The sequence below is a fragment of the Roseofilum halophilum BLCC-M91 genome (genome assembly GCF_030068445.1).
Classification (GTDB): domain Bacteria; phylum Cyanobacteriota; class Cyanobacteriia; order Cyanobacteriales; family Desertifilaceae; genus Roseofilum; species Roseofilum halophilum.
In genome coordinates this window covers 14,304-36,395 of the sequence record NZ_JAQPOK010000090.1, presented here as the reverse complement: position 1 = coordinate 36,395, position 22,092 = coordinate 14,304, and the positions used below count along the sequence as shown (strand labels likewise).

Annotated in this window: 22 protein-coding genes and 2 pseudogenes; 14 read left to right on the top strand and 10 right to left on the bottom strand. The window is 47.5% G+C overall.

Going from position 1 to position 22,092, the window contains the following annotated elements; translation table 11 throughout:
* Positions 1 to 193 precede the first annotated feature (193 nt).
* Complete coding sequence (locus PJF56_RS12375; RefSeq protein ID WP_283762984.1) at positions 194 to 946, top strand: amino acid ABC transporter ATP-binding protein; 753 nt, start codon at positions 194 to 196, stop codon at positions 944 to 946.
* Here the strand turns inward: PJF56_RS12375 and PJF56_RS12370 are convergent.
* Positions 943 to 1,554: a cysteine dioxygenase family protein gene (locus PJF56_RS12370; RefSeq protein ID WP_283762983.1), complete on the bottom strand. Its 612-nt coding sequence runs from the start codon at positions 1,552 to 1,554 to the stop codon at positions 943 to 945. The two genes, PJF56_RS12375 and PJF56_RS12370, sit on opposite strands and share 4 nt — an antisense overlap.
* Positions 1,555 to 1,888: 334 nt before the next feature.
* Here PJF56_RS12370 and PJF56_RS12365 point away from each other — a divergent pair, with 334 nt between their 5' ends.
* The 4 genes and pseudogenes from PJF56_RS12365 to PJF56_RS12350 all read left to right on the top strand — a co-directional run.
* Positions 1,889 to 2,551 (top strand): YHS domain-containing (seleno)protein, encoded by a 663-nt coding sequence (locus tag PJF56_RS12365; protein WP_283762982.1) that lies wholly within the window; start codon positions 1,889 to 1,891, stop codon positions 2,549 to 2,551.
* Positions 2,552 to 2,635: 84 nt separating this feature from the next.
* Entirely contained in the window at positions 2,636 to 3,622 is a 987-nt protein-coding gene (arsS, locus tag PJF56_RS12360) for an arsenosugar biosynthesis radical SAM (seleno)protein ArsS (protein WP_283762981.1), read from the top strand.
* A gap of 96 nt (positions 3,623 to 3,718) precedes the next feature.
* On the top strand, positions 3,719 to 3,961 hold the full coding sequence (locus PJF56_RS12355; protein ID WP_283762980.1) for a hypothetical protein: 243 nt from the start codon (positions 3,719 to 3,721) through the stop codon (positions 3,959 to 3,961).
* A gap of 211 nt (positions 3,962 to 4,172) precedes the next feature.
* Positions 4,173 to 4,706, top strand: a pseudogene (locus tag PJF56_RS12350) (serine hydrolase domain-containing protein); the annotation flags it as partial.
* A gap of 11 nt (positions 4,707 to 4,717) precedes the next feature.
* Here PJF56_RS12350 and moaA read toward each other — a convergent pair.
* Positions 4,718 to 5,704, bottom strand: a complete 987-nt coding sequence (gene moaA / locus PJF56_RS12345) for a GTP 3',8-cyclase MoaA (protein ID WP_283762978.1) — start codon at positions 5,702 to 5,704, stop codon at positions 4,718 to 4,720.
* 124 nt (positions 5,705 to 5,828) lie between these two features.
* On the opposite strand from moaA, the pseudogene PJF56_RS12340 reads away from it, so the two are divergent.
* A pseudogene (locus PJF56_RS12340) lies at positions 5,829 to 6,002 on the top strand (element excision factor XisI family protein); the annotation flags it as partial.
* Between the two features lie 68 nt (positions 6,003 to 6,070).
* Positions 6,071 to 6,643, top strand: coding sequence for a Uma2 family endonuclease (locus tag PJF56_RS12335; protein ID WP_283762976.1), 573 nt, complete (start codon positions 6,071 to 6,073; stop codon positions 6,641 to 6,643).
* Here the strand turns inward: PJF56_RS12335 and PJF56_RS12330 are convergent.
* The 7 genes from PJF56_RS12330 to PJF56_RS12295 all read right to left on the bottom strand — a co-directional run bounded on the left by PJF56_RS12330 (position 6,615) and on the right by PJF56_RS12295 (position 13,976).
* Positions 6,615 to 6,989 carry a hypothetical protein gene (locus PJF56_RS12330; RefSeq protein WP_283762975.1) on the bottom strand — a complete coding sequence of 125 codons (375 nt, stop codon included), beginning with the start codon at positions 6,987 to 6,989 and terminating at the stop codon, positions 6,615 to 6,617. The genes PJF56_RS12335 and PJF56_RS12330 overlap by 29 nt on opposite strands.
* Before the next feature lie 164 nt (positions 6,990 to 7,153).
* A complete protein-coding gene (locus tag PJF56_RS12325) occupies positions 7,154 to 8,563 on the bottom strand; it encodes an NAD-dependent malic enzyme (RefSeq protein ID WP_283762974.1) in 1,410 nt (469 codons plus the stop codon).
* A 159-nt stretch (positions 8,564 to 8,722) separates the two neighbouring features.
* Positions 8,723 to 9,436 carry a rubrerythrin family protein gene (locus PJF56_RS22175; protein ID WP_347179532.1) on the bottom strand — a complete coding sequence of 238 codons (714 nt, stop codon included), beginning with the start codon at positions 9,434 to 9,436 and terminating at the stop codon, positions 8,723 to 8,725.
* A gap of 105 nt (positions 9,437 to 9,541) precedes the next feature.
* On the bottom strand, positions 9,542 to 10,924 hold the full coding sequence (locus tag PJF56_RS12310; RefSeq protein WP_283762973.1) for a cytochrome c biogenesis protein: 1,383 nt from the start codon (positions 10,922 to 10,924) through the stop codon (positions 9,542 to 9,544).
* A 7-nt stretch (positions 10,925 to 10,931) separates the two neighbouring features.
* On the bottom strand, positions 10,932 to 11,675 hold the full coding sequence (locus PJF56_RS12305; RefSeq protein ID WP_283762972.1) for a cytochrome c biogenesis protein CcdA: 744 nt from the start codon (positions 11,673 to 11,675) through the stop codon (positions 10,932 to 10,934).
* A 105-nt stretch (positions 11,676 to 11,780) separates the two neighbouring features.
* Positions 11,781 to 12,395, bottom strand: coding sequence for a Uma2 family endonuclease (locus PJF56_RS12300; RefSeq protein WP_283762971.1), 615 nt, complete (start codon positions 12,393 to 12,395; stop codon positions 11,781 to 11,783).
* Between the two features lie 135 nt (positions 12,396 to 12,530).
* Positions 12,531 to 13,976: an FkbM family methyltransferase gene (locus tag PJF56_RS12295; RefSeq protein WP_283762970.1), complete on the bottom strand. Its 1,446-nt coding sequence runs from the start codon at positions 13,974 to 13,976 to the stop codon at positions 12,531 to 12,533.
* Between the two features lie 186 nt (positions 13,977 to 14,162).
* Between PJF56_RS12295 and PJF56_RS12290 the strand changes: the two genes are divergently transcribed.
* From PJF56_RS12290 to PJF56_RS12280, 3 genes are all read left to right on the top strand, one after another.
* Complete coding sequence (locus PJF56_RS12290; RefSeq protein ID WP_283762969.1) at positions 14,163 to 15,431, top strand: GGDEF domain-containing protein; 1,269 nt, start codon at positions 14,163 to 14,165, stop codon at positions 15,429 to 15,431.
* A 78-nt stretch (positions 15,432 to 15,509) separates the two neighbouring features.
* Positions 15,510 to 16,157 (top strand): histidine phosphatase family protein, encoded by a 648-nt coding sequence (locus tag PJF56_RS12285; protein WP_283762968.1) that lies wholly within the window; start codon positions 15,510 to 15,512, stop codon positions 16,155 to 16,157.
* Between the two features lies 1 nt (position 16,158).
* On the top strand, positions 16,159 to 17,202 hold the full coding sequence (locus PJF56_RS12280) for a glucokinase (RefSeq protein ID WP_283762967.1): 1,044 nt from the start codon (positions 16,159 to 16,161) through the stop codon (positions 17,200 to 17,202).
* 232 nt (positions 17,203 to 17,434) lie between these two features.
* On the opposite strand, the gene PJF56_RS12275 is transcribed toward PJF56_RS12280, so the two are convergent.
* Positions 17,435 to 17,677 carry a (2Fe-2S)-binding protein gene (locus tag PJF56_RS12275; protein ID WP_283762966.1) on the bottom strand — a complete coding sequence of 81 codons (243 nt, stop codon included), beginning with the start codon at positions 17,675 to 17,677 and terminating at the stop codon, positions 17,435 to 17,437.
* Between the two features lie 192 nt (positions 17,678 to 17,869).
* Here PJF56_RS12275 and bfr (PJF56_RS12270) point away from each other — a divergent pair, with 192 nt between their 5' ends.
* From bfr (PJF56_RS12270) to PJF56_RS12255, 4 genes are all read left to right on the top strand, one after another.
* Positions 17,870 to 18,334, top strand: coding sequence for a bacterioferritin (bfr, locus tag PJF56_RS12270; RefSeq protein ID WP_283762965.1), 465 nt, complete (start codon positions 17,870 to 17,872; stop codon positions 18,332 to 18,334).
* A 69-nt stretch (positions 18,335 to 18,403) separates the two neighbouring features.
* Positions 18,404 to 18,871: a bacterioferritin gene (bfr, locus tag PJF56_RS12265; RefSeq protein ID WP_283762964.1), complete on the top strand. Its 468-nt coding sequence runs from the start codon at positions 18,404 to 18,406 to the stop codon at positions 18,869 to 18,871.
* Between the two features lie 13 nt (positions 18,872 to 18,884).
* Positions 18,885 to 19,799, top strand: coding sequence for an ABC transporter substrate-binding protein (locus PJF56_RS12260; RefSeq protein WP_283762963.1), 915 nt, complete (start codon positions 18,885 to 18,887; stop codon positions 19,797 to 19,799).
* 38 nt (positions 19,800 to 19,837) lie between these two features.
* On the top strand, positions 19,838 to 22,015 hold the full coding sequence (locus tag PJF56_RS12255; RefSeq protein ID WP_283762962.1) for a putative baseplate assembly protein: 2,178 nt from the start codon (positions 19,838 to 19,840) through the stop codon (positions 22,013 to 22,015).
* The last annotated feature ends 77 nt before the right edge of the window (positions 22,016 to 22,092 follow it).

Sequence of the window (22,092 nt, the reverse complement as noted above, 5' to 3'; positions counted from 1 at the left end):
CAGAAAAACTTGAATGTTACGCTTCAACAGTTTGGTCTCCACGATCTTTGCTCCTATACTCTCAATATAACCACATCAGACCGTTGTTTAGTATTAAGGGTTGATGGAGGAATAAAAGTAATCTTGGATACATTTTAGAGCTTGACCGTTCAGATATTTTAAAGTCAAACCTCCTAACAATGGTTCAAGAACTATGGTCAATTCAACAACTACTGTAATTGAATGTAAAGATTTGCATAAAAGCTTTCACGACCTGGAAGTGCTAAAAGGGGTAACGACGACTTTGTATGAAGGGGATGTCGTCTCGGTTATTGGCCCTTCTGGATGTGGAAAAACGACATTTTTACGGTGCTTAAATCGTCTAGAATCGATCAATAAAGGACGGTTAGAAGTGATGGGAATTGATATTTCCCATGCCCAAGTGACTCAAGAGACCCTACGGGAATTGCGGAGTCGGGTGGGTATGGTATTTCAGCATTTTAATCTGTTTCCCCACTTAACGGTTTTAAAAAATTTGATGCTTGCGCCGATGAAGGTATTAAAAGAATCGGAATCTGAGTGTCGAGAACGAGCGATCCATTACTTAGAAAAAGTGGGTTTAGGCGAGAAAGCTTCTTTCTATCCGGAACAGCTTTCTGGGGGACAAAAGCAACGGGTGGCGATCGCCCGCAGCTTATGTATGAAACCCAGTGTTCTCCTGTTTGATGAACCCACCAGCGCCCTCGATCCGGAGTTAGTGGGGGAAGTTCTCAGCGTTATGAAACAACTGGCTCAAGAAGGAATGACGATGGTGGTGGTTACCCATGAGATGCAGTTTGCGCGGGAAGTCTCCAATAAGGTGCTGTTCTTTCACCAAGGCATTATTGAGGAATCTGGCGATCCTCAAGCGCTCTTTACCCAACCGAAGAGCGATCGCCTCAAATCCTTTCTCAGTCGGATCGGCTAAAAATTCCAGGCTTGGTGATTCACCGGATCGAATTCAAACCGGTTTTCTACCTTGGTTTCTCCGTATAAATTTAACGTTATCGCGGGTTCATCCCCTAAAGGTTCCACGCTATGAATGGCATCAGGCAGAAAAGTTATAATTTCTCCAGGGCTTAAAATATACGAGCCTACCGATTCAAGGCGATCGCTAAATTCTGGGGTTGGACTTCTGCGCCAAAACCGATTTTTTTCCTGTCCACTTAACAAGGCAACCACTCCCCAAGTCCCATGATTATGAATGGGGGAAACATTCCCCGGCAACCACGCCACCATTTGCATCGTGAGCTTAAAATCTGGTTCGTCATACAACGATAAAATCGACCATCCAGGATTCGGACTCGGCTCTAAATAATAGGTTTGTAACCAAGGCGAATAATCCAAGAGTCTCCGCAAACAGCCAGCAATTTTAGGTAACCGTTGGCGATCGCCTGGAATCTCCCACAAAATGGTTTCTAAATCCGTCAGAAAGCGATATAACCGATAGGGTTTTTCCCCCGTTTCTGGAGAACTTGCAGGCGTTAGAGGCAACCGTTCCCCTTGTTCATTCACCAGCCAGTCAGTAGGTTGCATAGCATCACTTATAAGTCAAATACTTCTGAAATCAACCCTAACCTAAAACAAACCCCAAACCGAAAATTCTCAGCAAGGGTTCAGACTTCTCTCAGAGCAGCTTCAGTTCCCTAGGGTTTAGTAGAAGATAAGAACACTTACAGTTACAGCGCTTCGCGCGGTAATGGGTAATTGGTAATGGGTAATTGGTAATGGCTAATTGGAAAACCATTTTTCACGCTATGATGTCCGTTCTTCAGGATTTTCATGGGAAGGCACTCAACCCTTCAAATTTCCATTACTGTATCTCATAACATCGAAAAGCGCTGTATCCTTAATCGTATTGGAGTCATTGATGAAACTACATTACATTACCACCCTGGCGATCGCCTCTATTTTTAGCGTTGGTATTACCGCCCACACCTATGCCCAAGGACAGAACGAGGCTGGACAAACCTCCATTTCTAACAAAGCCTGTGCTGGCAATCCCTGTGCGGGCAATCCTTGCGCCGGAAACCCTTGCGCTGGAAACCCTTGCGCCGGAGATCCCTGTGCGGGCAATCCCTGTGCCGGTAAAAATCCCTGCGCCGGAAACCCCTGCGCCGGAAATCCTTGTGCCGGTGCAACGAAAAACCCCCCTGTTTTCTCACGCCAAGGTGTAGCCATCCGAGGAGCCGATCCAGTCGCCTATTTTACTCAAAGCCAGGGCGCAGATGCCATGATGGGCACAGCCGAATATCAACAGGAGTGGAAGGGAACCACCTGGTACTTTACCAGCGCCGAAAACCGAGACAAATTTGCCGCTAACCCCACCCAATACGCTCCTCGATATGGGGGATACTGCGCCAAAGCCATGAGCGAAGGGAACCTTGCCCCAGTCGATCCCGATGCTTGGACAATCTATGAAGGACAATTATATCTGAACTATAGTAAAAGCGTGCAAGCTCAATGGAGCCGAGATATACCCGGTAATATTGCCAAAGCCGATCGCCATTGGCCAGATATCCTCAATCGGTAAATTATTTTAAATTGCGATAGAGTATTTAGGGTGGAGCCATCCACCCTGACTCAATAATCACACCTTGCCAGTCTACTGTTGCCCATGCTAAAGACTAACATTACTCCTTTCGAGCGCAAACTGAAAGCCCCTCTGAAGAAAGAGGAAATTACAGTATTACAAATTAATCTAGGTAAACGCTGCAACCTTGCCTGTACCCATTGTCATGTCGAAGCTGGGCCCAAACGAACCGAAGAGCTAACTCCAGAAATCTGCCATCAACTGATTCAACTGATCGAAAAGTTTCCCCAGATTAAAACCGTGGATCTCACGGGAGGAGCGCCAGAAATGAATTATGGCTTTCGTCCCCTCGTCGAAGCAGCCAGAAAAGCGGAAAAAGAAATTATTGTGCGCTCTAATTTAACGATCTTTTTTATTGAAGGTTATCAAGATCTACCCCAATACTTTGCCGATCGCCACGTGCGAGTCGTGGCTTCCTTACCCTGTTATCTCGAAGACAATGTGGATAAAATGCGCGGCAGTGGAGTCTATCAGGGATCGATTCGCGCTCTGCAACAGTTAAATCAACTCGGTTACGGTCGAGAGTCCCATCTAATCCTGGATTTAGTTTATAATCCAGCCATGCCCAATTCCGATCGCTTTGCCCTAACTCCAAACCAACAGAACCTAGAGATCGCTTATAAACAGTATTTGCAAGAGCATTTCAATGTTGAGTTTAATCATCTACTGACAATTACCAACTTACCCATCGGGCGCACCAAAGAGTATCTGAAACGACGTAATTTATACGATCCATATCTGCAATTTCTAGAAGATAACTTTAATCTTCAAACTGTGCCCAGCTTAATGTGCAAGCAAGAATTATCGGTGGATTATTTAGGGCAAATTTATGATTGTGATTTTAATCAAATGGAAGGCATTCCGGCACGGACAGCTAACGGGGAAACGCTAACGGTAGAAAAACTGTTAGAGTGGGGCAATTTAGAGGTAATAGAGCAGGTGAGAACGGCTCCCTATTGTTACGGTTGCACCGCCGGAGCAGGGTCAAGTTGCGGCGGTTCTTTAGCTTAAAATAATCAGGTGAGGTTGTTATAGAATTGACAGGATCTATATCGTGTTTTACGATACGGATATTCAACCTATACATTAAGCACAATTGTCAATCAAATGATCAATCAATGGATTTTGGCGATCGCCGCTATACTGTCTATCCTACTCGGTCTTGAAGGGATGGCGCGATCGGCCCTTTCCCCTGTTCAGCAGGAGCATCTTCAAGAGTCAGACGTTTTGAGTTCAGACTCCTACTACCAGGCTGAAAATCATGACGACGATGATGACGACGACGATGACGATGACGATGATGACGATGACGACGACGACGATGATGACGATGACGATGATGACGAGTAGAATGGCCGCTACGGTTTCTCGACTAAGAACCGCTAAAAAGCCCTGCTATTCTGCTTAATATTTCCGTAAATCTAGGGTAAGTTATATGGCGTAATATAACCTACCCTACGGAACCAAAAGTGCTGTATCGATAAATTCAGCTCCAACATTTGAGACACTAATGAATTTCAAAACCCTATTGATTCTTTTCTTAAGTGCGTGCTTGCTGATCCTCAATACTGATGTTCTGGGTTGGTTGATTAGTCGAGTCACCGGGCAACCCTTGACTGAGGTTCTCTCGGAGAAAATTTGGAGCAAAATGGGTGCAGATATGGATGCTTATTTTACGGTAGATTCTATTGGCACACCTTTTGCTGGAGGGGGGTTGAATGTGGGTTTACGAGATATGGCTCGGTTGGGTCAAATGATGTTAGATGATGGTAAGTTGGCGGGCGAACAGATTGTGCCGGAAGCGGTTATTGCTAATATTCGTGTCGGTGGCGATCGCCGGGCTTTTGCGGATGCTGGCTATTCCTTTCTTCAGGGTTGGAGCTATCGCAGTATGTGGTGGATTACCCATAATGACCATGGTGCATTTATGGCGAGAGGGGTGCATGGGCAGTCCCTTTATATCGATCCGGAAGCGGATATGGCGATCGCCCGTTTTGCCTCTCATCCCGTCGCGGGTAATGCGGCCAATGATGCCACCACTTTACCGGCTTATGAAGCTCTGGCGGATTACTTGATGGTGATGGGTAATGGGTAATGGGCGCGGTACTATCCTCCAATTTGGGACATGGTGCGGGTATATGTGCCTTCTGTGCCCGATTCCCGTTGTTTGAAATTAATCTCTGGTTTAATCTGTAGGAGATCGGCGACTTGTTGGCGTAACTCGGTTAATCGAAGGTGCGATCGCAACCCGGTTTTAAGATCGATCTGTCCCGTCTCATTCAGCAGACAGGGACGCAACCACCCATCGGCAGATAATCGCATTCGGTTGCAGCGATCGCAAAAACACTCCGACATCTGACTAATAAACCCCAACGTCCCCTGAGCGCCAGGAATTTGGAACACATCAGCCGGCCCATTTCCGCGCACCTCTCCCTCCGTCAGTCCCCAACGCTCCCGAATTCTTTGGCGCAACTCCTCCGAAGGTATCCAAGCTCGCTCGCTAAATAAATGACCATTGCCAATGGGCATAAACTCGATAAATCTCACATGCCATTGCCGCTCTAGGGTCAATGCCGCTAAATTTAACACCTCATGGTCATTCACCCCAGGAATCACCACCACATTCAATTTTAAGGGGTTGAACCCCACCTCATAGGCCTTCTGAATCCCTGCCCAGGTTCGCTCCCAGCGACTTTTACCCCGATTGCCGATAATTTTGTCAAAGGTCTCCGGTTCCAAGGAATCCAGGCTAATATTAATCCGCCTTAAACCCGCATCATACAGGTCTTGCGCCATCGTATCGAGTAAAAATCCATTCGTGGTCATGGCCAAATCTTGGGTTTGGGGCAGTTGGGCAATTTGCCGCACGATATCGACGACACCCGGACGCAGCAAAGGTTCGCCTCCCGTTAAGCGAAACCGGGTAAACCCAAGGGGAATAAACACCTCGTTTAAGAGAGTGAGAATTTCATCAGATGTGAGCAGATTTTGACTTAAAATATAGTTCAGTTCTTCCCCCGCAGGCATACAATACTCACACCGAAAATTACATCGGTCAATCAGGCTAATGCGAAGGTAATCTACTGTATTCATAGATTCAGGGGAATGGAACATAATTCTGGTTTTTGGGTTGCCTCTAAAGTAACTATAACGTTTTCTATCTGGGACGCAAATAGGTTGGCATCCAAACCGCTCAAATCCGTAAAGCATGATACAATATCATTGTGTCATGCATATGGATATTCGCAATGAAAAAATCTGGATTTTTGCTAACTCAACTGAGCATGATATGGCGGCAGATTTAGTTAACTTGGGTGTACCTAAACAGGATATTGTTTTCGGGTTTTTCCCTCCGATTAGGCGCGAAATGACCGATTATGCCGTGGGCTGAAGAAATCTCATGATTTTGATATTCTCGGCGATTGCTTCATTTTTAATTTTTAATTTTTAATTGATATTATGAGTCCTTTGACATTAAATTTAGATACTGTTAACCTCAGTGATGAGCAATTCTATCACTTATGCCAAAATAACAGCGATTTGAGCTTTGAACGAAATGTTAGAGGAGAACTCATTATTATGTCCCCCGTAGGAGGTGATAGTGGAAAGCGAGAAGCAGATTTAATCACTGATTTGAGTATTTGGAATCGACAAACTAACCTGGGTTATACCTTCAGTTCCTCTACTGTATTTAAGCTACCCAATGGTGGGGATCGGTCTCCAGATGCGGCTTGGATTCGCCGGGAACGCTATTTAGCTTTAACCCCCGAACAACGACGGAAATTTCCGCCAATTGCGCCCGATTTTGTCATCGAATTAAGGTCGGCAACGGATAGTTTAGAACAGTTGCGTGCCAAAATGAGGGAATATATGGATGCGGGGGTACAATTGGCATGGTTGATTAATCCCCAACAGCAAGAGGTGGAAATTTATCGGCCACAAAGGGAAGTAGAGGTGCGAAGTTTGCCTACAGAATTGTCTGGGGAATCCATATTGCCGGGATTTAGTTTGAATCTGGATCTTTATGATTGATTTGGCTCATGGCTTCTTTTAAGGTTTGGGTTAGGTTAATGGCTGTCATGGGTTCATTGCCATCGCTACTGACCATAATGATACTGCGGGTTTGATTGTCGATCGCCTCACAGTCGATCGCCACGGAGACGGTAGGACTGACAGCCAACACGCGGCTGGCATTGACATTTAAGATGGGAACCTCCGTCAAGGCGATCGCCTGTTCTGCTTTCTGTAAACAAGCCGAAACCGACAGGTCTAACCATAATTTCTCGTAGTATAGCGTTGGCCCTGCCCAAGCGACGAAGGGAGAGCCAAGAATAAGAGTGCTAACAGTAGTACCGATCCAATGGAAAGCAGTTTTCATAGTTATAGCGCTTCGCGCGGTAATAGGTAATAGGTAATGGGGGCAAACCTGTCCCCCCAAGGGGGGAAGGCAATAGGCAATAGGGAGTTCTCCATGTCCCTGCATCCCCGCGTCTCCGTGTCCCCGCGTCCCCGCGTCCCCCCATTCCCCCATTCCCTACTCTTTTAACACTGGGCAACCCCTTCGGCCCGGGCAGCTTGTTGCACAGCCGCAGATACGGCAGGAGCAACGCGAGAATCGAATACAGAAGGAATGATGTTATGGGGACTCAGATCCGTGGGACTGACTAAAGAAGCGATCGCCCCTGCTGCTTCAATGCACATTTTGCGGGTAATACTGCGAGCGCGGCAATCTAAAGCGCCGCGAAATACCCCAGGGAAGGCTAACACATTGTTGATTTGATTCGGATAATCGCTGCGTCCGGTAGCCATCACTGCCACATCATCACTAACCAGCTCCGGTTGAATTTCCGGAATGGGGTTAGCCATAGCAAACACGATCGCATCTTTGGCCATGGTACTCACCATTCCCGGAGTCAGCACCCCTGGCACACTCACCCCAATAAACACATCGGTGTTTTTCATGGCATCGGCTAAAGACCCCGATTCAGCCACTGCAAACTCCTGTTTGGCGGCATTCAGGTCAGATCGTTGTTTAGACAAAATCCCCTTGGAGTCACACATGACGATGTTTTTCGCTCCGGCTTCTTGCAAAAGATGGGCGATCGCCACCCCAGCAGCCCCGGCCCCATTAATCACAATTTGCACCTCTTCCAGGCTCTTTTTCACCCATTTCAGGGCATTATAGAGGGCAGCTTGAGTGACGATCGCCGTTCCATGTTGGTCATCATGGAAAATGGGAATATCCAACTCTTCCTTCAGACGGCGTTCAATTTCAAAGCATCGGGGAGCGCTGATATCTTCCAAATTCACCCCACCAAACACCGGAGCCATCCGTTTTACGGTTTCGATAATTTCTTCTGTATCCTGGGTATCCAGACAAACCGGAAAAGCATCGAGTCCGCCAAAATCCTTAAACAGCATGGCTTTTCCTTCCATCACCGGCAAAGCGCCCAAGGGGCCCAAATTCCCCAATCCCAAGACGGCGCTACCATCGGTAACAATGGCAATAGTGTTGCTTTTAATGGTTAAATCAAAGGCTTTTTCCGGATTTTCGGCGATCGCCTTACAGATGCGACCCACTCCAGGAGTATAGGCCATGGCCAAGTCCGACTGGCCTTTAATAGCTATTTTGCTCTCAATAGTAATCTTCCCGCCCTTATGCAGATCGAACGTTTGATCCGACACTTCCAGCACTTCAATATTGGGTAGAACTTTAATCCCTTGTACAATTTCTTCCGCTTGTTCCGTTGACCCAGCATCAACCGTAATTTCCCGCAGGGTAAAATCAAGGGTGCGTTCTACAAGATTAATTTCCCCTAAACTTCCCCCAACGGATGCTATAGCCCCAGTCACTCTAGCTAGAGCGCCGGTACGATTTTGGAGTTTAACCCGCATTTTGACGCTAAAGCTAGAGCTAGGATTCAGTTTAGTCCCGTGAGATGGCTCTGTCATGGATTTCCTCTCATTCAGTGATTAGTGTTGACCGGATCGGTTATGGCGATCGTTACTTAGGATACCCCATCACAGGAGGCCGAGCAGCACCAACAGAACAAAAATGCTAAAGAAATGGTATAAAGATAGCCTCATCTGGTTACAACACTACGGGCTTTCCTAAGCTGCGGCAGGTTCTTCATAGGGAACAAATAGCTTTTTCTGCGCTCCACAGATGGGGCAAGTCCAATCATCGGGAATGGCAGCAAACGGAGTTCCCGGAGCAATTCCAGAATCGGGATCGCCTTTGACGGGATCGTAGATCATCGAACATTGACGACAAATCCATTTTTGGGTTGCTTCTTCATCGCTGGGGGCTTTTTTCGTCACCGTTTCACCCTCTAAAACACTCATAGCATCCGTATATTGTCGGGCATGATGCTGTTCAATGCTGGTGAGTAAGCCGAAATTGTGGGCTGCTTTACGGAAGATTTGGGCGTGTTCTTGGGATTCTTGGGTTTGAGCTTCAAATTCAGCTACTGCGTCACTGTCGCGATCGCTTCTTGCCGCTTCGGCAAATTCGGGATACATGGTGGTGTATTCGTAGGTTTCCCCTTCAATAGCTAATTCTAAGCACCGGGAGGCGATCGCCTTTTTTTGTTCTTCTGTCAACGATGCGGGATCGTCAACCACCAGTTCGGGATGGATTAAGCGAAAATGGGCAAAAGCATGTTCAGTTTCCTGATTCGCCGTTTCTCTAAACAGTTTAGCCAGTTCTGTCATCCCTAACTTTTTGGTCACTTCGGCAAAAAATAAATATTTACGGTTGGCCATTGATTCCCCACCAAAGGCAGCTTCGAGATTTTTCGCGGTATTATTATTGGATAAGTCCATGGTTTAATGTCGTTATTCTTTGGGCAAAAATTGTATCAACTATACCATGATTGGATGCACGCTACAATCTGGGCGATCGAGAAGTTGGAAGCCCATACTGTACCGTCAGGTCAGTGTGGGTAGTTCACCAGGTGATGGTGTATCCTCCTGAACTTGGTCAAGGATTTTCAGCACTTCTTGTTCAAAGGTGACTTGAGCGCGGTTCGTTTTTCCACCCACGTAAAAGTTATCTCCACTTTGTAAGGCCCAGATTTGAGAGTGGGAAAAATAACTCATCACGACGGCGATCATCAATAGCCCAAATCCGGTATAAACGACGGGAATACCAGGGTCGGACTTGATCTGTAATCCAGTGCTGCCAATGACTTCTAGGACTTTTAGCGTCACGCCATTAACCTCGATGTCCATGCCCTGGCGCACGGTTCCGATGAGTTGTCCCTGGTTATCGTAAACCACGAGAGTTCCCTGTAAATCCTTGGTGACTAGGGCGACTCCTTCGCTCATATCTGGGTTGGTGGGTATCCAGGTTCCCCAAATTCTGCCCTCAGTTTGAATCGGCAGTTGAGCCATGGGAATTTTGAAGATGGGAGAGTTATTGAGTCTGACTTTAACAGATGCGATCGCCCAATCGGCCTGATACAAGGTTACCCCCCGATAGCGCAGGGGTTGATTGACATGGATTTCTTCGCGCTTAACTTCTTCTCCCTGGTTATCTAAGACGGATAAATCGGAATAGAATTGCTCAATTCTGCCCTCTGGACTATAGTCAATCCAAAAGCGATTCACGCGCACTGACCAATCTTTGGGGACTTGGGATTGGGCGAAGGGCCCGGCTTCAATGATATTTTTAATCTGGAAGGTGTCGCCACTGGGAATGATTTCTTGGGCTATAAATCCGGTCATAGAGCCTAAAATCGATCCAGCTAGGATAATCAGCATACTGGCATGAACAACAATGGGGCCAATTCTACCGATAATGCCTTTGCGAGCGTAAAGCATGTCGCCTTCCCGAAAGACGCGATACCCGTATTGTTTTAGGATGGGTTCTAGGCGGTCATTCGAGCCTTGATTGAGTTGGGTACTGAGCGCCAGGTTTTGGAATTGTTTGGGCGTTTTGTAATAGCTCCACCGGTTAGCCGCTTTGAGGGTGGGCAGTTGGCGAGTAAAGGTGCAAGCGGTTAAACTTGAGCCGAACCAGACGAGCAGCGCCAAAAACCACCAGGTGCTATAGACATGATCTAAGCCAATGGTTAAGAGGACTTTCCAGGAGAGGAAGCCGAATAGGGCGGGGTCTTCGGGGTAGTTGGTTTGGTAAAATTCGAGAGATTGCCCCTGTTCTATGACTGTACCGGAAATGCTGAAGAGGGCGATCGCCAACAGCAGAATAATCGCTAACCGTAAATCAGCTAAGGTGGGCAGCACTTGTTTTTTCCACCATTGCAGGGGATGGAAGGGGAGGGGAGCAGAAGCATTTTGATCGGAAGTCATCAGAAAATCAACTAATCGGGACAAGACGAGACAGGAGCGAAATTACCCCAAATCCTACTAATAACACGCCACTGGTCGGAGTAATCCATCCTGACCATTGCCGGAGGGCTAAAAGTTTTTTAATCGAAGCGGTGAAGGTTCCCGCCAGTACCAGGGGAGAGACATAGCCCGCAGTATAGGCGAGGAGTAAACCACTACCGAGAATCGGGTTTTGGGTGGTGGAGATCCAAGCCAGGAGGGTGGCGAGTACGGGGGTGCTACAGGGGGAGGCGACTAAGCCGAAGGTTAAGCCGATCAGGTAGGAGCGGACGCTGTTGGGGAAGTTGGGGGAGATCCAATCCATGCCCCCAGACGCGGGCAATTGTAGGGGTAAGGCTTCTAGGAGGTTGAGTCCCATGAGGATGGCGATAATACTGACTATTATGGGTAATCCGATACCAATTTGCCCATAGACTTGACCGACGATCGCCGCGACGACTCCTAGAAGGGCGAGGGTAGTGGCTAAACCGGCAGCAAACCATAGGGATTGAAGGGCTGATTGTAGACGGTTTTCGGTTTCGTAGCCGCCGATGTAAGCTACGGTGAGGGGGAGCATGGAGAGCATACAGGGGGTTAAGCTTGTCAGTAGTCCGGCGATAAAAATGAGACCAATGCTAACGACATTGAGGTGAGCCAGTTGGGTATTGACGAGGCGATCGGCAAACTGTTGGAGGTAATAGAGTTGAGTTTCTAGGGTTTCGATCCTGTTCATTAAAATCAAGTGTAAAATTAAACGTTAAAAAGGGTCAACTTTTTACCCTATTGTACAGGATGGGGCATGGGGGCGATAAAACTCCGTTTCCCTAACGCGATCGCCCTAATCCCACACCCGATGCAGCTCTAAAACGAAACCCGGCAAAACTGCCTCACCGGATAACTCAGTTGGATTTGACAATACTTCCACCTCTAAACCGACTCGATACACTTCCACTTTTCTGGTTTTTGGATTGATTAGCCAACCCAATCTGGCTCCATTATCCAGATACTCTTGCATTTTCTCTCCCAGGGATTTCATGGTATCTGAGTGCGATCTTAATTCCACCACAAAATCGGGACAAATATGAGCAAAGCTTCTCTTTTGTTCCTCATTGAGTGCATCCCAACGCTCTTGACTCACCCAAGATGCATCAGGAGAGAGATTCGCGCCATTGGGTAAAATAAATCCAGTCGATGAGTCAAACACTTTCCCCGGTTCACCTGCATTGCGCCACCATAGATACAACTCGCCAGAAATACTGCTATTTTGTTCTCCAGTTTCCCAGCCCGTTGGTGGATTCACGATTAATTCTCCGTTTGCTGTTCTTTCTAGTTGTAATTCTCGATTACTGGCGGCTAGAATTTCAAACTGTTCTTGGGTAACATAGAGCTTTAGAGTTTTGGGTAACTCTAGTAATAGGGTTTCCGTTTCCGGTACGGTTGGTGTCTGTACCATCTTGACCTCTTAGTATCATAGAAATGGGCTAGAAATTGATCTATTTTAGCCGATCGCCAATTTTTCCCTCACTTCAATGAAAGAATCGGGGTTTGAATATCCGCCACCGAGAGCGCAAAGTGCGGTATGTCAATCTTACTGAACCCTAGACTGAATATAAAAGTTGCTATAATTCCATTCTCGAAACTCTTTGATAATTTGATAATTGATCCGCTCTAAGAAACTCAAAAACAGGGGTTGATTTCTTTTGGTGACTTCAATGAGTCCATCGGGTTGAAATTGCTGCAACAGCCCTTCAGCTCCTTCTAACACTTCAATTTCTAATCCTTGGACATCCATTTTAATGAAATCGATATTAGAGGCAATCAACCGATCCAGGGGTAAAACTTCTACGGCTCCATTGGGGTCTTCCTTCAGTTCAGTTAAACAGAGATCGCCCGTGGGATGGTTTTGCAGTTGGGCGCGACCGGGAGTTTTACCGACAGCATAGCCTAATTTAGAGAGGTCTACATTGGTAATCTGATTCAGGGCAATATTGGTTTTGAGAGCGGCAATAATATCGGGTTGAAATTCGATGGGAATGACGGTTTCTGCTCCTAAGATTTTGGCAAAATAAACCAGGTGGTTACCAGAATTTGCGCCCACATCGACAATAACCGATCGCCGCCTGAGTGTCTCATTGATAAAATCGAGTTCGGGCTGCTCGTAAAACTGGCGATCGTTGACCTGGGTTAACTCCACATCCAGATTTTTACCCGTAATCTGGAATTGGATCGCTTGATTGTGGCTGTTAAATTCAACTTGAGGGCGATCGCCGCAGACAACATTGACAAAATTCAGCCATCGCTGGGCTTTACGCAAATTAGGCGCAAGAGTAACTGCCTGTTGCAGATAGGGTTGAGCGGCTTCCCACTGTTCTTGTTTGGCGAACGTGATCCCTAGAGATTGAAGATAATTCGGCTCTTCAGGAGAGCGCTCAAGCGCCTGTTCAAAGCACTTCATCGCCTCAGCATAATTGCCCATCTGATTATAAATCCCGCCAGAGAGAGAATAGAGTGCCGATCGCTCAGGATATTGCTCGATCGCCACCTGCAAAAGGGCGATCGCCACCTCTAAATACTCTTCCCGGCGCAGAAAATTAATCAACTCCATCAAAGAAGGCAAACTCAGGGAAACCTGATGCAAAGCTTGCTCATATAAAGGGCGATCGCTCTTAAAGCTTCCCACAGCAACCAACGCCTGCTGAAGATGTTTCCCTAAATTTTCATCCGTCGGTTGAAACAACAACCCATGGCTATAATGGCGCACCGCCTCCGATAAGCGCCCCTGTAGCTCATAAACCAACGCCAAGTTATAATGTGCAATCACATGATTCGGTTTGTGTTGCAACACCTGCTCATATAACCGCGCCGCTTGCCCATACTCCCCCTGTTTTTTATATAAAACTCCTAAATTAACCAGGGTACTAATATGTTGGGGGTCAAGTTCTAAAACTCGTTCATATCCCTGGCGAGCAGCATCCCAACTCCCCTCTCGCTGGTACTGATAAGCCTGTTGAAATTCTTGATTAATATTCACCATACCGAAACCTAAACACATCCTGTTCTCAAAATCGTCAGAGAGAACAACCTTTCAGCTAAAATTGTAATCTATGACCTATTGCTCTTGAGTTAATCCAGCCTGTACCTGAGAACCTAGCTTAATGTAAACTCTCAAAAACCGATTCAACCTTCCCTTACGGAAATGGCGATCGGATAGCCTAAAACCATGAATCAGGGATCTAAGCCAAAATCATCTTCTCCAACCGACTCAGCCCCCTCAGAAGACCGCAAAATCCCTGGGGCAAGTAACTCGCCTATCAACTCACACATTGAACCCGGATGGCGACAATTCCAGATCCTAGCCCGTCTTCAGCCAACCATCTGGATTACCCTGGGCGGAGTGTTTGCCTTAGCCTTATTTGAAGCCATTCTCCATGGTGAGCAATTTGCCAGTCAACTTCTTGGCGCTCGCATCACCAGCCTATTTGCCCTTTTAGGCTGTTGGGGATTACAAAAAACCCAATTTGGTCGCCGTCATCCTAGCCTCCTATTCCTGGGATTATCATGGTCAGTCACCCTATTACCCCAGATTCTGGGAACCGTTGCTGGAGTTTCCGAATTTAATCCAGAAATGTGGCTGGTGATGTTTGTCATGCAAGCCACTGCCATTCCTGTCTTTTGGCTGATTCATATCATCTCTCAAGCGGTTGTCATTGCCTATTTTTGCCTGAATCGCTGGATTTTTCGCTTTCCCCCCAGTGACTTATCCCACGCCATTAACGTGGAATCGTTTCTCTTTTTGGCCATGATTGGTCTAGTCTGTTATTTCATTATTTATCAATATGAGCGACTTTCTCATCTAGAATGGGCAACTCGTCAAGAACTTGAAGCGGTCAACAAACAAGTTAAAAATCTTACTCTTCTCGATCGCCTCACCCAACTGCCCAACCGCCGCCGCTTTAACGAATATATTGAACAAGAATGGCGACGGATGAAACGGGACTTAAAACCCCTATCCTTGATTGTCTGTCGGGTCGATTATTTTAAGCCCTATGTCTATAGCTACGGTTCCCAAACCAGTAATGAATGCTTAAAAACGATCGCCGATGCCATTTGCTCGGTGGTTAAACGTCCAGCCGATATGGTGGCTCGCTATCGGGGAGAGATGTTTGCCATTTTATTACCTCAAACGAATGTGGAAGGAGCCATGCAAGTGGCGACCTATATCCACTCAGAGATCAGTAGCCTAAAATTAGTGCATCCGAATTCCCCCATCAGCCCCTATATTACCGTTAGCTTAGGAGTTAGTAGTGCCGTCCCTCGCAATGATGATACGGAAGTGACCTTAATTGTTACGGCTGGAGAAGCTCTAGCGGAGGCCCAAGCCTTGGGAGGTGATAACATCATTGTCAAAACCCCCCAGGGGTTAAGGTTAGAAAATAGTGCTGATTTAGATGATTATGCCTCTGGTTCTTTCGATCAAACTTCTTCGTAAACCTAGAAGATGGGGAGGCTACGGATACAAAAATAGACGATGACCTGTAATTTTTAAGTTTAATTTTTAATTGAAATCATGGCTCAAACGATTTGGATTGCACGACATGCGAACCGCTTGGATTTTGTCAATCCAGAGTGGTTTAATACGGCCGATCGCCCCTACGATCCCCCCTTATCTGAAGATGGCTTGATTCAAGTTCAGGAATTAGCTCATCGGTTACAATCAGAACGCATTACCCGGATTTTTGCTTCCCCCTTTCTGCGAACGGTGCAAACGGCCCATGGAGTGGCGGAGGTTCTGGATTTACCGGTAGGCTTGCATTGGGGGTTGGGAGAGTGGTTAAATCCAGAGTGGATGACACATATGCCGGAAACTCGGTCATTATCAGAATTGGCGGCCCAGTTTCCGCGTATCGATCCAGAGCTTCCTATTCAGGGAACACCTTCCTATCCCGAAACTGAGACCCAATGTTTTGCCCGTGCAGGACAAACGATCAAAGCATTAGCGGATCGGTTTGCTCATGAGGATTTGTTGTTTGTCGGCCATGGTGCATCTGTGTTAGGAATGGCCATGGGATTAGTGGATGGGGTGAGAGGAGCAGATGTGAAGGCTTCCTTATGCGCTTTGGTCAAGGTGGTTAGGGAGGGCGATCGCTCGGTTATGGAGTTAAATGGGGATACTTCCCATTTGAGTTCTCGTGAAAGTAGAGTTCGGTTTAATTAAAATGACGGTATTATTAGCGGGTGACATTGGCGGTACGAAAACGATTCTCAGACTGGTGGAACAGTCCTCAGAGGGGGAGCCGTTGCAGGTTTTGGCCCAGCAGAGTTATCCCAGTCAGGAGTTTGGGGATTTGGTTCCGATCGTGAACCAGTTTTTGCGGGAAGAGGGAGCAGATCGGGGATATCCGGAACGGGCCTGTTTTGCGATCGCCGGCCCAGTGGAAAAGAATGAAGCGAAATTAACTAACCTGATTTGGCATCTCCAGGGCGATCGCCTGCAAGAAGAGTTACATCTACAACAGGTGAGCTTGATTAATGATTTTGCCGCGATTGGTTACGGCATTTTGGGCCTCGGCCAGGAGGATCTCTATTGTCTACAGGAAGCCCAACCCCAACCCCAAGCCCCGATCGCGGTCATTGGTGCAGGAACGGGTTTAGGAGAAGGCTTTTTGACTCCCGATGCTGGCGGAAACTATCAGGTGTTTTCTTGCGAAGGGGGTCATACTGATTTTGCGCCTCGTAATCTTCTAGAGTCGGATTTGTTGCACTATTTGTTAGAGAAGTACCAATGGGAGCGGGTCTCGGTAGAGCGGGTGGTTTCTGGTATGGGAATTGTGGCTATTTACGAGTTTTTGCGCGATCGCCAATGGGCTGAAGAATCCAGCGAGTTAATCCAGGTGTTTAAAACCTGGAAGTCCCAGATGGGTAAAGAGAATACTGAGACAGCCATCGATCCGGCCGCCGCGATCTCTCAATCGGCCCAACAAAAGAGCGATCGCCTCAGTGAAGAAACCATGAATATCTTTATCGAGGCTTATGGCGCAGAAGCGGGAAATCTAGCCCTCAAGTTACTCCCCTACGGAGGACTCTATATTGCTGGAGGAGTGGCCGCCAAAAACTTATCCCTGATGACCGATGGCCAGTTTTTACAAGCGTTCCTGAATAAAGGCCGGATGTCCAGACTACTCCAACAAATTCCCATTTATATTGTTACCAATCAGGAAGTGGGCTTGATTGGCGCTGCCCTTTGTGCTGCGAAAGCCTAATTCACCGCCAATCCCCCATGGTGCTGGAGCCGTCTGGGTTCCCTTAAACCAGACGGCTCCGTTTCCCTTGATACCGGGTGAAGATTATCATTATTCTCTCTATCCTACCTGGGTCGTGAGTCGCCCCCAATGGCTGGAGATATTCCAACCCTGGATAGTTACTCTTACTCAATAGGCAGATGAAAGATTATTTTCTTATTAAGATTTAAGTGCAACAAATGGCGAACCATTTTTAAGAAGCTTTACGGCGATCGCCATAGACCTCTTGAGGTTTACGGGCAATAGATGTAATTTCTACAGGGGCTTGATGTTCCGCGATCGCTTCCTCAACCACTTGATGGGCATGTTCCCAACAACGACCACAACTACTGGAGACTTTCAGGCGATCGCAGACCATATCGACAGAACAGGCTCCTTGGGCGACCGCCTTGCGAATTTCACGGTCTGTAACTGCATGACAGATACAAATGTACATCCAGGTTCACTGCCTCCACTAGATTGAGTATAACTTGCTTAACTTAAGATTAAGTTAATGAAAACAATTCTCAAGTAACACTTCCTATTATGCATTGACAGCCCCTCAGAAGTCAAGTACGATGAGCGAAGACAGCTCGAAACCCAGACCTACTCTGGATCGAAGAGCAATCCATCAGTTAGGAGAACACGAATGCAGGGTGACCCCAATGTTAAAACCCAATTAAATGCAGCTCTCAAGCTTCAATTGACGGCAATTAACCAGTTTTTCCTCCATGCCAGAATCTGCAAAAACTGGGGACTTCATCAGCTCAACGATAAAGTGTATAAGGCATCGATTACAGCGATGAAACATGCCGATAAGCTGATTGAGCGGATTTTATTTCTGGAAGGTTTACCCAATCTGCAAGATTTAGGTAAACTGCTCATCGGTGAAACCGTGCCGGAAGTGTTGCAAAACGATCTGACGATGTACCAAGAAATACGTGCAGATCTGCAACGGTCGATTCAACTGTGCGAATCGGTTCAGGACTATATTAGTCGGGATATGCTAGAAGAAATTCTAGAGGATATAGAAGAGTCCATTGATTGGCTCGAATCCCAACAATGGCTGATCGAAAATTCAGGATTAGAAAATTACTTGCAATCGATGATGTAAGGACGTTCCCCTGACTCAGGGGTAGCGATGGGAAAATAATCAGTTAAAGGATTGAGTGAGAATTAAAAGATGAAAGGGAACGATCGAGTTATTGCCCAACTGCAAAAACTACTCAAAAGTGAACTCGCCGCACGGGATCAGTATTTTACCCATTCTCGTATGTATGACGATTGGGGATTGAATAAGCTCTATGAGCGCATCGATCATGAAATGCAGGAAGAAACCCAACATGCGGATGCGATTATTAAGCGGTTATTGTTTTTAGAAACGACTCCAGATCTGTCCCAACAGGACGGGCTGAACATTGGCTCGACTGTGCCAGCAATGCTGCAAAGTGACTTAGATTTAGAGTATCGGGTCGTAGGAGATTTGAAAGAGGCGATCGCCGTTTGCGAAACCCAACAAGATTATCAAACTCGCGAAATCTTAAAAGTGATTCTAGCCGATACGGAAGAAGATCACGCCTACTGGTTAGAGAAACAATTGGGATTGATTGAGAAAATTGGGTTGCAAAATTATCTGCAATCTCAGATGTAGGAGCGATCGAGCCATGTTGAGGAACAGGCACAAATATACTCGGTGGCTCAGAGTCGGTTTAGCCATCTGTCTGAGTTTGAGTCTATTTGCCTGTACTCAACCCCAGAGTTCTCCCCCAGCAGAAACAACCCTTAGTTCTCCAGAAGAAATCAGAACAGAACGGGTCGAGCGAGTGGTTGCCTTAACCTCTCTGTCTGCGGATATTTTGCACCGGTTAGACGCTTCCAAATTAGTGGGTATTCCCGGCAGTCCCTTACTAGAGAATGACCCCCGGTTTGCCCAGATCCCTGCTGTCAGTCAGGGGCAAACTGCGCCGAGTTTAGAGAAAATTATTGCTCTGAAACCCGATCTAGTCATTGGAGCAACCGGGTTTCACGATCGCATTGCCGATCGGTTAGCAGAGCTGAATATTGAGACCTATTTAGCTGCTTTAGAGAGTTGGGAGAGCTTAGAATCATTGACGGAGGCGATCGCCTCAGCCATTAATGTTGACCCTCAACCGCTTTTAAGCCAATATCAAACCTTAATTCCTCCCTCGACCTCCCCTGGCCCGGCCACCTTAATTCTGGCCAGTACCCAGCCCATCCTATCGCCGAATAAAAATAGCTGGTCTGGGGATCTTTTAAACCGCTTCAACTTTGAGAATGTCACGGCCAACCTACAGGGAAATGCCCCCATTAGCGGCTATATTACCCTCTCCCCAGAAAAAATCTTACAAATCGATCCTGATATTCTAATTGTAATCGAGTTTGGTCGCCAATCTCCCTTAAAAGAGTTAGAATCCCAGGGATTTTGGTCAGAACTCAAAGCGGTGAAAACCCAACAGGTGTATGTCTTCGACTACTACGGTTTAATTAATCCAGGAACCCTAGATTCGATTCGCCGTGCCAGTGAAGAACTGCTAAAAATTCGCCCAATTGAGCGTTAAACTAGATTGACCAGAATTTTTGCAGACAGGAATAGATTATGGTTTTTGACTTCTTACCGAAATTGCCGAAAGCGAATTTAGATGACCGAGAATATCAAGATTTAATCGAAGAATGTCTGCTGAGAATTCCCCGCTATTGTCCGGAGTGGACGAATCATAATCCTAGCGATCCAGGCATTACGATGATTGAACTGTTTGCCTGGTTAACCCATCAAATGCTGTTGCGGTTTAATCAACTGCCTCGGCGCAATTATATTTTATTCTTAGAGTTGCTCGGTATTCGCTTAGAGCCGCCGCATCCAGCTACCACAGAAGTGACGTTTTATTTGGTGTCGGATTTGCCGGAGTCGTATACGATACCGGCGGGGATTGAAGTAGCGACGGAACGCAATCCCCAACTCGAACCGATTGTGTTTAGTACCGATCGCCCCCTAACCATCGGTAATCCCCAAATTAACCATTTCCTGGGAGCCGACCAGATCGAGGAAACGCCGCAAATTTTACGCGATCGCTTCACCAACCTCTGGAACCTTACCCCCACCAGGGAATGGTCAGGCCCGGAACTGCCGGTTTTCAACGCCCAACCGCAACCGGGGAACTGTTTCTATCTGGTCTTTGATCCCCAAGAATCCTTAGATGGTAATGTAATTATTCTCACATTCAAAGGCCAAGAAGCCACCCCCACCGGTATCGACCCCACCGACCCCCCGCGACGGTGGGAAGCCTGGAATGGTCAGTATTGGCAGCCGGTACTGCTGGAAGAGTCAGACGATGAAACCCAAGGCTTTAGCTTTGCCGATATTGCCCAACGGGGGGGGAATGCCCTGCAAGGGGTGGATATTACCTTACATTTACCCTTAACGTTCCCGGTCGCCCAATTTACGGCCTATCAAGGGCGATGGTTGCGCTGTGTCTATGCTACCCCGCGCTTGACTCAACCCGCTTACACGCGATCGCCGCAAATTATCGGTATTGGGGTGAAAGCCATCGGTGGAACCACAGAAGCGACCCAATGTGAAACGATCGAAAATGACCTACTCGGCAATAGTAATGGGGAGCCGGGGCAAATCTTCCAATTGCGGCGATCGCCCATTCTCGATCGCCAAGAAGATGAATATCTGATCGTCACCCCGACCGGGGAAACCCCCCAACGGTGGGAAGAGGTAACCGATTTTTCTCAGTCGAGTCCAGGCGATCGCCATTATCTGATCGACTCCCTCACCGGTACGCTCCAGTTTGGCCCCCTGATCCGGGAACCGGCCCAACTCAAACAAGCCAAAGATATCCGCGCCATTCTGCAACGGGGACAGGATCGCCCCCTGATCCAACCTCCAACCATGGAACACCAATATGGAGCCATTCCCCCCAGGGGTGCAACCGTGCAAATGAGCCGCTATCGCACGGGGGGAGGTCTGCGCGGCAATGTGGAACCTCGCAGTCTGAACACCCTGAAATCTGCGGTTCCCTATGTAGCAAATGTGGTGAACCTGATCCCCGCTCGCCAGGGAACAGAAGCAGAAACCATTGAACAAGCAGCCATGCGCGTGCCGCAAATGTTGCGAACTCGCGATCGCGCGGTGACTCCAGAAGACTTTGAATCTCTGACCATTTTAGGCTCAGATGGGGCGATCGCCCGCGCCACCTGCTTACCCACCGACCCCAAAAAACCGGGAACCGTACAGCTCTTGGTGGTTCCTGACAGCAACCGACAGGCGATCGAACAGGGAGTCGGCATCCCTCCGGAACAATTTCGCCTCAATCCTCCCCTGCACCGTAAACTAATGACTTACCTAGATGAGAGGCGCTTACTGGGCGTGCAAGTCGAACTTTTAGAACCCGATTATGTGGGACTCTCCGTGCAAACCGAAGTTGCCCTAGACCCGGCCTATCGCACTCCAGAAGCCCAAACCGAGGTACTCCACGCCCTGAATGTGACCCTGTATCGGTTCTTTAACCCCCTGAACGGCGGCCCAGGGGGGAATGGGTGGCCCCTGGGTCAACCGGCCTATATGTCCGATGCGATCGCCCTGTTGCAACAAGTCCCCGGTATTCGCCGTTTAGGAGCCGTGCAACTGTTTGAACTGCGTCTATCCACGGCTGGCCAATGGATTAGAAGCCAACCCGTCCCCCTCGTTGACCCCGGCCCCACCGGTCTCATTTGTTCCTGGGCCGATCCGAATCTGCGATCGAATCACATGATTAATATCATCGAGTAATGAATTACCCATTTTCTAATCATGCTTTAGAGGAGATCCAAAAACGGAATATTTCTATGACTTTTTATTAACATTAG

Coding starts and splice junctions, on each gene's coding strand:
- PJF56_RS12375 (WP_283762984.1), top strand. CDS start 194: ATGGTCAATTCAACAACTACTGTAATTGAATGTAAAGATTTGCATAAA.
- PJF56_RS12370 (WP_283762983.1), bottom strand. CDS start 1,554: ATGCAACCTACTGACTGGCTGGTGAATGAACAAGGGGAACGGTTGCCT.
- PJF56_RS12365 (WP_283762982.1), top strand. CDS start 1,889: ATGAAACTACATTACATTACCACCCTGGCGATCGCCTCTATTTTTAGC.
- arsS (WP_283762981.1), top strand. CDS start 2,636: ATGCTAAAGACTAACATTACTCCTTTCGAGCGCAAACTGAAAGCCCCT.
- PJF56_RS12355 (WP_283762980.1), top strand. CDS start 3,719: ATGATCAATCAATGGATTTTGGCGATCGCCGCTATACTGTCTATCCTA.
- moaA (WP_283762978.1), bottom strand. CDS start 5,704: ATGAATACAGTAGATTACCTTCGCATTAGCCTGATTGACCGATGTAAT.
- PJF56_RS12335 (WP_283762976.1), top strand. CDS start 6,071: ATGAGTCCTTTGACATTAAATTTAGATACTGTTAACCTCAGTGATGAG.
- PJF56_RS12330 (WP_283762975.1), bottom strand. CDS start 6,989: ATGAAAACTGCTTTCCATTGGATCGGTACTACTGTTAGCACTCTTATT.
- PJF56_RS12325 (WP_283762974.1), bottom strand. CDS start 8,563: ATGACAGAGCCATCTCACGGGACTAAACTGAATCCTAGCTCTAGCTTT.
- PJF56_RS22175 (WP_347179532.1), bottom strand. CDS start 9,436: ATGGACTTATCCAATAATAATACCGCGAAAAATCTCGAAGCTGCCTTT.
- PJF56_RS12310 (WP_283762973.1), bottom strand. CDS start 10,924: ATGACTTCCGATCAAAATGCTTCTGCTCCCCTCCCCTTCCATCCCCTG.
- PJF56_RS12305 (WP_283762972.1), bottom strand. CDS start 11,675: ATGAACAGGATCGAAACCCTAGAAACTCAACTCTATTACCTCCAACAG.
- PJF56_RS12300 (WP_283762971.1), bottom strand. CDS start 12,395: ATGGTACAGACACCAACCGTACCGGAAACGGAAACCCTATTACTAGAG.
- PJF56_RS12295 (WP_283762970.1), bottom strand. CDS start 13,976: ATGGTGAATATTAATCAAGAATTTCAACAGGCTTATCAGTACCAGCGA.
- PJF56_RS12290 (WP_283762969.1), top strand. CDS start 14,163: ATGAATCAGGGATCTAAGCCAAAATCATCTTCTCCAACCGACTCAGCC.
- PJF56_RS12285 (WP_283762968.1), top strand. CDS start 15,510: ATGGCTCAAACGATTTGGATTGCACGACATGCGAACCGCTTGGATTTT.
- PJF56_RS12280 (WP_283762967.1), top strand. CDS start 16,159: ATGACGGTATTATTAGCGGGTGACATTGGCGGTACGAAAACGATTCTC.
- PJF56_RS12275 (WP_283762966.1), bottom strand. CDS start 17,677: ATGTACATTTGTATCTGTCATGCAGTTACAGACCGTGAAATTCGCAAG.
- bfr (WP_283762965.1), top strand. CDS start 17,870: ATGCAGGGTGACCCCAATGTTAAAACCCAATTAAATGCAGCTCTCAAG.
- bfr (WP_283762964.1), top strand. CDS start 18,404: ATGAAAGGGAACGATCGAGTTATTGCCCAACTGCAAAAACTACTCAAA.
- PJF56_RS12260 (WP_283762963.1), top strand. CDS start 18,885: ATGTTGAGGAACAGGCACAAATATACTCGGTGGCTCAGAGTCGGTTTA.
- PJF56_RS12255 (WP_283762962.1), top strand. CDS start 19,838: ATGGTTTTTGACTTCTTACCGAAATTGCCGAAAGCGAATTTAGATGAC.